Source organism: Klebsiella sp. A-Nf5, from assembly GCF_002810545.1.
Taxonomy (GTDB): Bacteria; Pseudomonadota; Gammaproteobacteria; order Enterobacterales; family Enterobacteriaceae; genus Klebsiella; species Klebsiella variicola.
Genome location: NZ_PIOG01000268.1, coordinates 270,881 through 283,584, shown reverse-complemented (window position 1 = coordinate 283,584; position 12,704 = coordinate 270,881). Strand labels below are relative to the sequence as shown.

General features: G+C 60.1%; 9 protein-coding genes and 1 pseudogene. 5 read left to right on the top strand and 5 right to left on the bottom strand.

The window, feature by feature from the left end:
* Positions 1-75 precede the first annotated feature (75 nt).
* Positions 76-1,626 (bottom strand): sodium/proton antiporter NhaB, encoded by a 1,551-nt coding sequence (gene nhaB / locus CWM53_RS26470; RefSeq protein WP_074385478.1) that lies wholly within the window; start codon positions 1,624-1,626, stop codon positions 76-78.
* Between the two features lie 249 nt (positions 1,627-1,875).
* On the opposite strand from nhaB, the gene fadR reads away from it, so the two are divergent.
* Complete coding sequence (gene fadR / locus CWM53_RS26465) at positions 1,876-2,595, top strand: fatty acid metabolism transcriptional regulator FadR (RefSeq protein ID WP_012541278.1); 720 nt, start codon at positions 1,876-1,878, stop codon at positions 2,593-2,595.
* Between the two features lie 74 nt (positions 2,596-2,669).
* On the opposite strand, the gene CWM53_RS26460 is transcribed toward fadR, so the two are convergent.
* Entirely contained in the window at positions 2,670-4,202 is a 1,533-nt protein-coding gene (locus CWM53_RS26460; RefSeq protein ID WP_004203310.1) for a SpoVR family protein, read from the bottom strand.
* 88 nt (positions 4,203-4,290) lie between these two features.
* Here CWM53_RS26460 and CWM53_RS31460 point away from each other — a divergent pair.
* The 3 genes and pseudogenes from CWM53_RS31460 to dadX all read left to right on the top strand — a co-directional run.
* A pseudogene (locus tag CWM53_RS31460) lies at positions 4,291-4,425 on the top strand (hypothetical protein); the annotation flags it as partial.
* A 98-nt stretch (positions 4,426-4,523) separates the two neighbouring features.
* The gene (locus tag CWM53_RS26455; protein ID WP_008804309.1) at positions 4,524-5,822 is read left to right on the top strand and encodes a D-amino acid dehydrogenase; all 1,299 of its coding nucleotides are present in this window, start codon (positions 4,524-4,526) and stop codon (positions 5,820-5,822) included.
* A 9-nt stretch (positions 5,823-5,831) separates the two neighbouring features.
* A complete protein-coding gene (dadX, locus tag CWM53_RS26450) occupies positions 5,832-6,902 on the top strand; it encodes a catabolic alanine racemase DadX (RefSeq protein ID WP_022065918.1) in 1,071 nt (356 codons plus the stop codon).
* 16 nt (positions 6,903-6,918) lie between these two features.
* On the opposite strand, the gene CWM53_RS26445 is transcribed toward dadX, so the two are convergent.
* Both CWM53_RS26445 and ldcA read right to left on the bottom strand, forming a co-directional pair.
* Entirely contained in the window at positions 6,919-8,652 is a 1,734-nt protein-coding gene (locus CWM53_RS26445) for a potassium/proton antiporter (RefSeq protein ID WP_074385480.1), read from the bottom strand.
* A gap of 92 nt (positions 8,653-8,744) precedes the next feature.
* Positions 8,745-9,659: a muramoyltetrapeptide carboxypeptidase gene (gene ldcA, locus CWM53_RS26440; RefSeq protein WP_100729540.1), complete on the bottom strand. Its 915-nt coding sequence runs from the start codon at positions 9,657-9,659 to the stop codon at positions 8,745-8,747.
* A gap of 175 nt (positions 9,660-9,834) precedes the next feature.
* Between ldcA and emtA the strand changes: the two genes are divergently transcribed.
* Complete coding sequence (emtA, locus tag CWM53_RS26435) at positions 9,835-10,446, top strand: membrane-bound lytic murein transglycosylase EmtA (RefSeq protein WP_008804313.1); 612 nt, start codon at positions 9,835-9,837, stop codon at positions 10,444-10,446.
* 48 nt (positions 10,447-10,494) lie between these two features.
* Here the strand turns inward: emtA and CWM53_RS26430 are convergent, their stop codons facing one another.
* A complete protein-coding gene (locus tag CWM53_RS26430; RefSeq protein ID WP_100630710.1) occupies positions 10,495-12,615 on the bottom strand; it encodes a TonB-dependent siderophore receptor in 2,121 nt (706 codons plus the stop codon).
* Positions 12,616-12,704: the final 89 nt, after the last annotated feature.

Here is a 12,704-nt window from a genome sequence, read left to right as displayed (position 1 = left end):
GACGCCAGCGGCCCGGCAGAAAATATTACGTAACGGGTTATTGAATGGCCCGGATGGATCCGGGCCAGGATCGGGTCAGGGTAGCGTGGGCGTGGTCACCCAGCCGTGCGCCAGCAGCCAGTTGGTGACCGGCATCAAGGTGAACTCGACGCACAGCAGGCCGACCAGCGTCAGTACGATGGTGTAGGGCAGCGCCATCCACACCATGCGGCCATAGGAGAGTCGGATCAGCGGCGCCAGCGCGGAGGTCAGCAGGAACAGGAATGCCGCCTGGCCGTTGGGGGTGGCGACCGACGGCAGGTTGGTACCGGTGTTGATCGCCACTGCCAGCATCTCAAACTGTGGCAGGCTGATAACGCCATGTTCGAGGGCCGTTTTCGCTTCGTTAATGTAGACCGTGCCGACAAAAACGTTATCCGAAATGGACGACAGCAGGCCGTTAAACAGATAAAAGAGCGACAGCTGTGCGTGCGGCGAGGCCTGCAGCACAAACTCAATGACCGGAGTGAACAGCTGCTGGTCGATGATCACCGCCACAATGGCAAAGAACACCGTCAGCAGCGCGGTGAAGGGCAGCGCCTCGGTGAACGCCTTGCCAATGGCGTGCTCATCAGTCACCCCGGAAAACGTGGTGGCGAGGATGATCACCGACAGGCCAATGAGCCCGACTTCGGCCAGATGAAAGGCGAGGGCGACGATCAGCCAGACACCAATCACCGCCTGGGCAATCAGCCGCAACTGCTCCTGACGGCTGCGCTGGGCGCGACTGCGGTCGTCAAAGTCCTGCAGCACCTTCCGCACCGCGGGCGGCAGCGGTTCGCCGTAGCCAAACAGGCGATACTTTTCGACCAGCAGGCAGGTCAACAGCCCACACACCATCACCGGCAAGGTGACGGGCGCCATGCGGATAAAGAACTCGCCAAAATGCCAGCCCGCCGCTTTGGCGATAATCAGATTTTGCGGTTCGCCAACCATGGTCATGACTCCGCCGAGGGCGGTCCCGACGCCGGCGTGCATCATCAGGCTGCGCAGAAAGCCGCGGAACTGCTCCAGCACCTCGCGGTAGTGCTGCTCGATATGGCTGTCGTCCAGCAGATCGTTATCATCAGGGCGAGCCGAAGCGACGCGATGGTAGATGCCGTAGAACCCAACGGCGACGCTAATCACCACCGCCACTACGGTAAGCGCATCGAGAAAGGCGGAGAGGAAAGCGGCCGCCAGGCAGAAGGCCAGCGACAGCAGCATCTTGCTGCGGATCCCCAGCAGCAGGCGCGTGAAGACGAACAGCAGCAGTTGTTTCATGAAGTAGATGCCCGCCACCATGAAGATCAGCAGGAGCAGCACTTCAAGGTTGCCGGCGATCTCTTCCCGCACATGCGCCGGGCTGGTCATGCCGATCAGCAGTGCTTCAATCGCCAACAGGCCGCCCGGCAGCAGCGGGTAGCACTTCAGCGCCATGGCGAGGGTAAAGATAAACTCGATGACCAGCAGCCAGCCGGCGACAAACGGCGCCACGGCAAACACCAGCGGATTTACGATTAAGAAAATGATTAACGCCAGCTTGTACCAGTCAGGCGACTGGCCAAGAAAATTGCGCCACAGCGCGCGGCCATATGAAATTTCCACGACAGAATCCTTCCCCGTCAAATTAGTACATGATTTTGTGCGTAACTATTGGCAAGAGTACCAGTTGAGCAAAATGAGAAGCAACTTTCTTCGCACCGCGGCGGCGGTGACGGGAGATAAGGAAAAGCGCAAAGTAAAAACGGAAAATGAAACGGCGATCCCTTTTTAATTCACTTGCGATGCTATCTGCGCTATAGCGGCTCTGGTATGATGAGTGCAATTGCAACAATGTGTAATGGAAATATTATTATGGTCATTAAGGCGCAGAGCCCTGCGGGTTTCGCGGAAGAGTATATCATTGAGAGCATCTGGAATAACCGCTTCCCACCTGGATCGATTCTCCCCGCTGAACGCGAGCTTTCTGAGCTGATCGGTGTTACCCGCACCACTCTGCGCGAAGTGTTGCAGCGTCTGGCGCGTGACGGCTGGTTGACCATTCAGCATGGCAAACCCACTAAAGTGAACAACTTCTGGGAGACCTCCGGGCTGAATATCCTCGAAACGCTGGCACGTCTCGATCACGACAGCGTGCCGCAGCTGATTGATAACCTGCTCTCCGTGCGCACCAATATTTCCACGATTTTTATTCGCACCGCGTTCCGTCAGCATCCGGATAAAGCGCTGGCGGTACTGGACAGCGCCCGGGAAGTGGAAGATCACGCCGACGCCTTTGCCGACCTCGATTACAACATCTTCCGTGGTCTGGCGTTTGCCTCCGGCAACCCGATTTACGGCCTGATCCTCAACGGCATGAAGGGGCTGTATACCCGCATCGGCCGCCACTATTTCTCCAGCCCGGAAGCGCGCAGCCTGGCGCTGGGCTTTTATCATCAGCTGGCGAAGGTGTGCGAAGGCGGCCTGCACGATCAGGTGTACGAGCTGGTCCGTCGCTACGGCCATGACAGCGGGGAGATCTGGCATCGGATGCAGAAATCGCTGCCCGGCGATTTAGCCATGAATATGCGTTAAGCCGGATATTAGCGATCGATAAACAACATAAGGGGGCCAATGGCCCCCTTCGTCGTTTTCATCGTCCCGCAATGCTATAGCGCGTTCGGGCGCGCCGGGCAGCGGTCCAGCAGCTCAATGCTGCCGTCGGCGTTCTGCTGCTCCAGCAGCACATCGAATCCCCACAGACGATGCACATGTTTCAGCACTTCGCGCCGGCCTTTGTCCAGTGGGACGCGGTTGTGCGGCACATAGCGCAAGGTCAGCGAGCGGTCGCCGCGCAGGTCAACGTTCCACACCTGGATATTCGGCTCAAGATTGCTGAGGTTATACTGCGCCGAGAGCTTGTTGCGGATCTCGCGATAGCCCTCTTCGTTGTGGATCGCCGAGATCTCAAGATAATTGTTGTGATCGTCGTCGAGCACGGTGAAGAAGCGGAAATCGCGCATGATCTTCGGCGACAGGAACTGACTGATAAAGCTCTCGTCCTTAAAATCACGCATCGCGAAATGCAACGTTTCCAGCCAGTCAGAACCGGCGATATCCGGGAACCAGTACTTGTCCTCTTCCGTGGGCGACTGACAGATGCGCTTGATGTCCTGGAACATGGCGAAGCCCAGCGCGTAGGGGTTAATCCCGCTATACCACGGACTGTTGTACGGCGGCTGGAACACCACGTTAGTGTGACTGTGGAGAAACTCCAGCATAAAGCGCTCCGTCACTTTCCCTTCATCATAGAGATGGTTGAGGATGGTGTAGTGCCAGAAGGTCGCCCATCCCTCGTTCATCACCTGGGTCTGTTTCTGCGGATAGAAATACTGGCTGACTTTACGCACGATGCGCAGGATCTCGCGCTGCCACGATTCGAGCAGCGGGGCGTTCTTCTCCATAAAGTACAGCAGGTTCTCCTGCGGTTCGGAAGGGTAGCGACGGGCGGACTCAATCGCTTTTTCTTCCTCGCGCTTCGGCAGGGTGCGCCACAGCATATTCACCTGGCTTTGCAGATACTCTTCCCGGCTTTTCTGCCGCGCTTTCTCCTCTTGCAGAGAGATTTTTTGCGGACGTTTATAGCGGTCGACGCCGTAGTTCATCAGCGCGTGGCAGGAGTCGAGCAGTTTCTCCACTTCGTCGACGCCATAGCGCTCTTCGCACTCGGTAATGTATTTGCGGGCGAAGATCAGGTAGTCGATGATCGAGCTGGCGTCGGTCCAGCTGCGAAACAGATAGTTATTTTTAAAGAACGAGTTATGCCCATAGCAGGCGTGCGCCATGACCAGCGCCTGCATGGTGATGGTGTTTTCTTCCATCAGGTAGGCGATACAAGGATTGGAGTTGATGACTATCTCATACGCCAGGCCCTGCTGGCCGTGCTTATAGGCCTGCTCGGTCTCAATGAATTTTTTGCCGAACGACCAGTGCGGATAGTTGATGGGCATGCCGACGCTGGAGTAGGCGTCCATCATCTGCTCGGAAGTAATGACTTCGATTTGGTGCGGGTAGGTGTCAAGACGATAGAGCTTGGCGACCCGGTCCACTTCGGCCAGGTAGGTCTCCAGTAACTCGAACGTCCAGTCGGGTCCATCGCTTAAACGGGTGGTGTCCCTGTTCATGGAGTCAATCGTAGCCATTAGCGCGCCCTCGTTGTTGTTGGTTTTCTCTGAACGGAAAACCTCTAAACAAGCATAGAACACCGGATGGCAAACTGTATCGTCAGACAATTTCTTTTCTTCGCGATTTCCCCATCTCAAAGCCGTTTTTTGCGCTTATTTACAGAATTTAATGCTGGGTAAAAATAAAGCGCAGCATGAGATCGTAAATCTCGCAGCGCAGGGCTGGTGCGGTTTGCTGTGAGTTAAGTCACCATAAATAAAGCGTATGTTGAATAATATTTTCAACTGAGTTATCAATTTGTAATTAGATGATTGTTCTTTAACTGTTACGGAGTCGCTATGCGTGTCGTCATACTGGGAAGTGGGGTGGTTGGGGTAGCCAGCGCGTGGTATTTGAGTCAGGCGGGTCATGAGGTGACGGTTATCGACCGTCAGCCTGGCCCGGCAGAGGAGACCAGCGCGGCCAACGCCGGGCAGATTTCTCCCGGCTATGCGGCGCCCTGGGCGGCGCCGGGGGTGCCGCTGAAGGCGATCAAATGGATGTTTCAGCGCCATGCGCCGCTGGCGATAGGCCTTGACGGCACGTCGTTCCAGCTGAAGTGGATGTGGCAGATGCTGCGTAACTGCGACACCCGCCACTATATGGAGAACAAAGGCCGTATGGTGCGCCTGGCGGAGTACAGCCGCGACTGCCTGAAAGCGCTGCGCGACACCACCGGCATTCAGTATGAAGGACGTCAGGGCGGGACACTTCAGCTGTTCCGGACCGCCAAACAGTATGAAAATGCCACCCGCGACATCGCGGTGCTGGAAGATGCCGGCGTGCCGTACCAGCTGCTGGAAGCGAAGCGGCTGGCGGAGGTGGAGCCGGCGCTGGCGGAAGTCAGCCATAAACTGACCGGCGGCCTGCGCCTGCCCAATGATGAAACCGGTGACTGCCAGCTGTTTACCACCCGTCTGGCGGCGATGGCGGAACAGGCCGGGGTCACCTTCCGCTTCAACACCGCCGTGGACGCCCTGCTGCAGGAGGGCGATCGCATTGCCGGGGTGAAATGCGGCGATGAGATTATCAAGGGCGACGCCTATGTGATGGCCTTCGGCTCCTACTCAACGGCGATGCTTAAAGGGCTGGTGGATATACCGGTCTATCCCCTGAAAGGTTACTCATTAACCATTCCGATTGCCCAGGAGGACGGCGCGCCGGTTTCCACTATCCTTGATGAGACATACAAAATCGCTATTACCCGTTTCGATCAGCGCATTCGCGTCGGCGGCATGGCCGAGATCGTCGGTTTTAACAAAGCGCTGCTGCAGCCGCGTCGCGAAACCCTGGAGATGGTGGTGCGCGACCTGTTCCCACGCGGCGGCCACGTGGAGCAGGCGACGTTCTGGACCGGCCTGCGGCCGATGACGCCGGACGGCACGCCGGTGGTCGGACGCACGGCGTATAAAAATCTGTGGCTCAACACCGGCCACGGCACGCTTGGCTGGACCATGGCCTGTGGTTCCGGGCAGCTTATCAGCGATCTGATCTCCGGGCGCACGCCGGCGATCCCTTACGACGATCTGGCGGTCGCCCGCTACAGCCCCGGCTTCACCCCGGCGCGCCCACAGCATCTGCATGGCGCACACAACTAAGGAGCTTGCATGACCCGTCCGGTAGTGGCCAGCATCGACCTGCTGGCCTTGCGGCAGAATTTACAGATAGTGCGTCGCGCGGCCCCCGGGTCGCGCCTGTGGGCGGTGGTCAAGGCCAACGCCTACGGCCACGGCGTGGCGCGCGTATGGAGTGCGTTAAGCGGGGCGGATGGTTTCGCCTTGCTCAACCTGGAAGAGGCGATTCTGCTGCGCGAGCAGGGCTGGAAAGGTCCGATCCTGCTGCTGGAGGGCTTCTTCCATGCCGATGAGCTGGCGGTGCTCGATCAATATCGCTTAACCACCAGCGTCCACAGCAACTGGCAGATTAAGGCGCTGCAGCAGGCGAAGCTGCGCGCGCCGCTGGATATCTATCTCAAGGTGAACAGCGGTATGAACCGGCTGGGCTTTATGCCGGAGCGGGTGCATACCGTCTGGCAGCAGTTGCGGGCGATAAGCAACGTCGGAGAAATGACGCTGATGTCGCACTTCGCGGAGGCGGAGAACCCGCAGGGGATTGTCGAGCCGATGCGCCGTATTGAACAGGCGGCGGAGGGGCTGGATTGCCCGCGCTCGCTGGCCAACTCGGCGGCGACTCTCTGGCATCCGGAAGCGCATTTTGACTGGGTGCGTCCGGGCATCGTGCTGTATGGCGCGTCGCCTTCCGGGCAGTGGCAGGACATCGCGAACACCGGGCTGAAGCCGGTCATGACGCTGCGCAGCGAAATCATCGGCGTGCAGAACCTGCGCCCCGGCGAGGCGATTGGCTATGGCGGCCTGTACCGCACCACCCAGGAGCAGCGGATCGGCATCGTCGCCTGCGGCTATGCCGATGGCTATCCGCGGGTGGCGCCGAGCGGCACGCCGGTGCTGGTGGATGGCGTACGCACCACCACCGTTGGACGCGTATCGATGGATATGCTGGCGGTCGATTTAACGCCTTGTCCGCAGGCCGGTATCGGCGCGCCGGTCGAGCTGTGGGGCAAAGAGATTAAAATCGACGACGTGGCGGCCAGCAGCGGCACCGTCGGCTATGAGCTGATGTGCGCCCTGGCGCCGCGGGTGCCGGTTGTGACCCTGTAACTTATTCCGGGGCGGATCACTCCGCCTCGTCTTCCGCGACCCGCACCCCGACCTTCAGCACGTGATCGTTCTCTTTTTCCGCCACCGTCCACACCATTCCGGCGAACTCCACCTGGTCGCCCACCACCGGCGCCGCGCCCAGCAGCTGCTGCACCACTTCCCCGAGCGATTGCTGATGCTCGCGAAACTCCTCTCCGCCGTCGAGACCGTAGATTTGCGCCACATCGGCGAAGCGGGCCTCGGCATCAAGAATAAAGTCGCCGAAAAAGCGCTGATCGAGCGCCACCGGCGGCGACTGGCTGAACATTTTGCCCAGCGCCGGCAGGTCGTGCTCCCGGCCAATGACGCACAGGATATCGCCTTCCCGCAGGCGGGTGCTGCCGGTAGGGTGCAGCAGGGCATTGTTGCGAAACAGCGCCGCAATCCGCGTCTCCGGCGGCATATGCAGATCGCGCAGCGCCGCGCCGATGCACCATTTATCGGCGCCCAGCTGATAGACAAACTGCTCCCACGGGTTTTCCGGGTGAATATCCAGCCCGACGCGGGAGATGGGCCAGCTGATGGGCGGCACCACCACTTTGGCTTTTTTCGCCGCCCACGACAGCGAGGTGCCCTGCAGCAGCAGCGACACCAGCACCACGAAGAAGGCGACATTGAAGAACAGACGGGCGTTGTCCAGCCCGGCCATCATCGGGAATACCGCGAGAATAATGGGCACCGCGCCGCGCAGGCCAACCCAGCTGATAAACACCCGTTCGCGCAGGTTAAAGCCGCGAAACGGCAGCAGGCCGGCAAACACCGACAGCGGACGGGCAAAGAAAATCATCCACATCGACAGCAGCAGCGCCGGGATGGCGATAGGCAGCAGGTCGGATGGCGTCACCAGCAGGCCCAGCACCAGGAACATGGCGATCTGCGCCAGCCACGCCAGGCCGTCGAAGTTCTGCAGGATGCCGTGTCGGTTGCGGATCGGCCGGTTGCCCAGCAGAAAGCCGCAGAGATAGACGGCAAGGATACCGCTGCCGTCGAGGGTGGTGGTGACGGCAAAAATCATGATCCCGCCGCTCAGCGCCAGCAGCGGATAGAGTCCGGCGGGCAGCACGATGCGGTTAATCATCTGCAGCAGCAGGTAGCCGCCGCCGAGGCCGATGGCGATCCCGAGGCCGAACTGCTGAATGATATGCACGGCGAACATCCAGCTGAGGCCGGTTTGGTGCTGCTGGATCATTTCGATAAGGGTGATGGTCAGGAAGACGGCCATCGGGTCGTTACTGCCTGACTCAATCTCCAGCGTTGAGCCGACGCGCTCGTTGAGCCCCTTGCCGCCGAGCAGCGAGAAGACCGCCGCGGCGTCGGTGGAGCCGACAATAGCGCCGATCAGCAGGCCTTCGATCATATCCAGCTTGAACAGCCAGGCCGCCATCATCCCGGTTAGCGCCGAGGTGATCAGTACCCCGACCGTCGCCAGCGATAGTGCGGGCCACAGTGCGACGCGAAAGGAGCTGGCCTGGGTGCGCATCCCGCCGTCCAGCAGGATCACCGCCAGCGCCAGGTTACTCACCATATAGGCGAAGGGGTAGTTGTCGAAGGGGATGCCACCGATGCCGTCAATGCCTGCCAGCATCCCGATGGCCAGAAAGATGACCAGAATCGGGATGCCAAGGCGCGAAGAAAAGGAGCTCAATAAGATACTGCAGGTTACTAAAACAGAACCCAGAATAAACAGACTAATGACCGCAGCGGCGTCCAATGTTCACGTACTCCCTGACTGGCGTGAAAAAATGGCTAAAAGTGACACTATTTTAACAATTCGCAGGGGATCCGCCTATGCGTCCGGGAAATTTATTCTGTCAGCACCGGGTGGCCGTTGATCGTCAGAGTGGTGGTGGCTGCCTGATTCACCAGTCGCGCGCGGGCGCCCAGCGGCAGGGTCACCGTGCGCTGCTCGTGGCCAAACTCCAGTCCGCTAATCAACGGCAGGGAGAGCTGCTGGCGCAGGTAATCAAAGACCTGCGGCAAATCGTACCCCGCGTCATAGTCGTTTGGCGCGCTGCCGGTGAAGCTGCCAAAGATCACCGCTTTCTGCGCCGCCAGCACGCCGCTATGCAACAGCTGAAGCAGCATGCGCTCGACGCGGAACGGGTGCTCGTTGATATCCTCCACCACCAGGATGCCGTCGCGGATCGCCGGTAGCCACGGCGTGCCGATAAGCGAGGTCAGCATCGCCAGATTTCCCCCCCACAGGGTGCCTTCCACCCGGCAGTTCGGCCCTTCGCCCGGCCATTCGAGGGTAAATTCCGGCTGGCGTAGCGCCTGCCAGAAATGGTGCTCGGTAAACGGATCGAGGGTCTCCGCGCCGAAGTTGCCCGCGAGCATTGGCCCGCTGAAGGTGATGACGTTGCCCGTAGCCAGCAGGCCCGACTGGATAGCGGTGAAATCGCTGTGGCCGCAAATCAGCAGCGGGTCGCGCTGCTGGCGGGCAATCAGTCCCTGCCAGTCGATATGCGGCAGCAGGCGACTGGCGCCGTAGCCGCCGCGCACCGCGAGGACGATACGGTTGCGTCCGGGCAACTGGGCAAGCTGGTTAATATCGGCCAGGCGTTCATGTTCAGTCCCGGCGAAACGCTGCTGCCGGCGGGGAATGACCTGCTGGTGGCCCACCTCATGTCCGGCCTGCTGCAGACGCTCGACGCCGCGGGCTGCCGCCTGCTGGTTGATGCAATAACCCGATGGCGCGACCAGATAAAACTGAGACATGATAATTCCTTGCTATGAATGAAAGGGTTATGATGCCGCCTGGAATGGCGATTGTCATCTCCAGGTGGCTAACTTCAGTCCGCACCCGTCATCCTTCAGGTTGTCGGCAGGCGGGGGACGTACCGCTGCCGTCGTTCTGCAGCATGATGGCGTTTGGGTAGATAAGGATAGATGTGTGAAATTGAGATGGTTGCTTATTTTAGTCGTTTTTCTGGCCGGTTGTAGTTCGAAACATGATTACACTAACCCGCCGTGGAACCCCGAGGTCCCGGTGAAGCGGGCGATGCAGTGGATGCCGATCAGTGAAAAAGCCGGCGCCGCCTGGGGCGTGGATCCGCAGTTGATCACAGCGATCATCGCCATCGAGTCGGGCGGTAATCCAGCGGTGGTGAGTAAATCCGGCGCCGTCGGGCTGATGCAGCTCAAGCCGTCGACCTCCGGACGCGATGTCTACCGGCGGATGGGCTGGCGCGGCGAGCCGTCGGTCAGTGAGCTGAAAAACCCGGAACGGAATATCTCGATGGGGGCCGCCTACCTGAGCATTCTGGAGAACGGTCCGCTGGCGGGGATCAAAGACCCGCAGGTGATGCGCTACGCGGTGGTGGTCTCCTATGCCAACGGTGCCGGCGCCCTGCTGCGTACCTTCTCGTCGGACCGCCAGGACGCCATCGATGAGATTAACGATCTCGACGCCGATGAGTTCTTCGAGCATGTGGTGAAAAAACACCCGGCACCGCAGGCGCCGCGCTATATCTGGAAACTGCAGAAAGCGCTGGACGCCATGTAATCCCTCGTTTGGCCTCCGGGAGTCTCCCGGAGGCCACGTCCTCAGTCCTCAGAAATCGTAGCCCACGGTGGCCATAACGCTGCGCTCTGCTCCCCAGTAACAGTTGCCGGTGCCGTAGCAGCCGGAAATATACTCGCGGTCGCCGATATTGTTGGCGTTAACCTGCACATAAGCGCCTTTCAGCCCCGGCGACCAGACGCCGAGGTCGGCCCGCATCATGGCATCCATCAACGTGACCGACGGCAGCCGCTCGGTGTTGGTATCATCCGCCCACTGTTTGCCGATATAGCGGACGCCAGCGCCAACGGAGATCCCCGCCGGGAACTGATAACGCGCCCAGAAGGAGGCCATCTGATCCGGGGTCAGCTGCGGCGTGTTGTTGTCGGTACCGTCCTTGGTGTCCTGGAAGCGCAGACGATTCCAGGTATACGAGGCGATAGTACTCAGCTGCGGGGTGATCTGGTGGTGTGCTTCCAGCTCAACGCCCTGGGAATGGACCTTACCCGCCGGAATATAGGTGGCGGTGGCGATGTTCGGGTCGCGGGTGGCGACATCCTTTTGCGTCAGGTCGTAAATTGCGATGCTGTAGAGGTCGCGGCTGCCCGGCGGCTGGAACTTCAGGCCGGCTTCGACCTGCTCGGCGGTGGTCGGTTTCAACGGTTTGCCGTCCGCGCCCGGCAGCATCGCCGGGGTGATCGCCTGGCTGTAGCTCAGATAGGGCGAAAGGCCATTATCCAGGGCGTACAACAGCGAGGCGCGGCCGCTAATATGGTCGTCTGAACGGCGGTTTGAGGTGCCGAAGGTATCGCTGACCTGCTGGGAGACGATGCGGTCGTAGCGAGCGGAAACATCCACATGCCAGCGGTTCCAGACCATCTCATCCTGCAGATACAGCCCGGTCTGGTAGTAGCGGCGATGATTGTCATCGCTGTAGGTGACGGTATGCCCGGTCTGCGCGGTATAGCCGCTAAACGGGTTTAGCGGCGCCGCACCGCCGGCGCCGGTCCACAGATCGTTGCGGAAGCGATGATATTCGGCGCCGAGGATCAGAGTATGCGCCAGGTCGCCAGTATTGAAATCGGCGCGCAGGCGGTTATCGGTTGACCAGCCGTCCAGCGAACCGCGCGAACCGCTGTAGCCGCGGGCCAGCATGTCGCTGTCATCTATCCAGCCGACCTGGTAGACCTGATCGAGGGAGACGTTGGTATGGGTGTAGCTCCCGGCGGAATAGACCGACCAGACGTCGGTGAACTGGTGGTCAAACTCATAGCTGTAGATCTGCTGGCGGCGCTGATAGCCATCTCCCGGATCGCCCTCGTTGGTGCTGGGGGAGAGCTTACGACCATTGTGCGCGTAGCGGGTGCCGTCCAGCGGCAAAGAGCCATGATAGCCGCCGGAAGGATCTTTTTGCAGATAGGCGCGCAGCAGCAGCGAGGTGTCGCTGTCCGGCTGCCATAGCAGGGAAGGTGAAATGGCGTAGCGCTCTTCGCGGGTATGGTCATACTGCGTGTCGCTGCTGCGGGTCATACCGATCAGCCGCCATGCCCACTGCTCGTTGATGGCGTCGGTGTAATCGAAGGCCGCGCCTTTGGTATTTTGCGTACCGCCGGTCAGGCGGACGTGGCCCTGCTGGCTGAACTGCGGGCGTTTGGAGGTCAGGTTGACCACGCCGCCCGGCACGCTCTGCCCGTAGAGCGCGGAGGAGGGGCCGCGGATCACATCGACGCGTTCGATAAACCACGGGTCGATTTGCACAACGTTATGGCTGCCGCCGTCGCTCATCAGGCGCATACCGTCGAGGAACAGGTTATCGACGTCGCCGCCGTGGTAGCCGCGCAGGGAGATGGCGTCGAACCGGGTCGCGCCGCCGCCGAAGCTGGAGTAAACCCCCGGGGTATATTCCAGCGCCTGGCTGATGGTATTCGCCCCCTGGTCCGCCATCTGCTGGCGGGTGACAACCGATACCGACTGGGCGGTGGTGATTAACGGTTGGTCGGTTTTCGTTGCCCCGAGCGAGGTGCTGGCGCTGTAGCCTTCAGTCGGCGCGCTGGCGGACGCCGGCGGGCTGGCAGTGACCACCACCGTCTCTTCGGCTTGCGCGGTGAGGGGAAGGGTGACCACGAGGGCGTACAGCAGCCTCGGGCGTTTTCGGGAAATAGCCACGTTCATAAGATCATCCTGAACCAACGCGGTCTGGTACTCCTGTACGCCGCCGCGTGAAAAACGAATCTGTCATTGCTCGTTAAAAAGTAATGCGA

What these genes read in the sequence shown, in the direction of transcription:
- fadR (WP_012541278.1), top strand. Translation starts at nt 1,876, where the DNA reads ATGGTCATTAAGGCGCAGAGCCCTGCGGGTTTCGCGGAAGAGTATATC.
- CWM53_RS26460 (WP_004203310.1), bottom strand. Translation starts at nt 4,202, where the DNA reads ATGGCTACGATTGACTCCATGAACAGGGACACCACCCGTTTAAGCGAT.
- CWM53_RS26455 (WP_008804309.1), top strand. Translation starts at nt 4,524, where the DNA reads ATGCGTGTCGTCATACTGGGAAGTGGGGTGGTTGGGGTAGCCAGCGCG.
- dadX (WP_022065918.1), top strand. Translation starts at nt 5,832, where the DNA reads ATGACCCGTCCGGTAGTGGCCAGCATCGACCTGCTGGCCTTGCGGCAG.
- ldcA (WP_100729540.1), bottom strand. Translation starts at nt 9,659, where the DNA reads ATGTCTCAGTTTTATCTGGTCGCGCCATCGGGTTATTGCATCAACCAG.
- CWM53_RS26430 (WP_100630710.1), bottom strand. Translation starts at nt 12,615, where the DNA reads ATGAACGTGGCTATTTCCCGAAAACGCCCGAGGCTGCTGTACGCCCTC.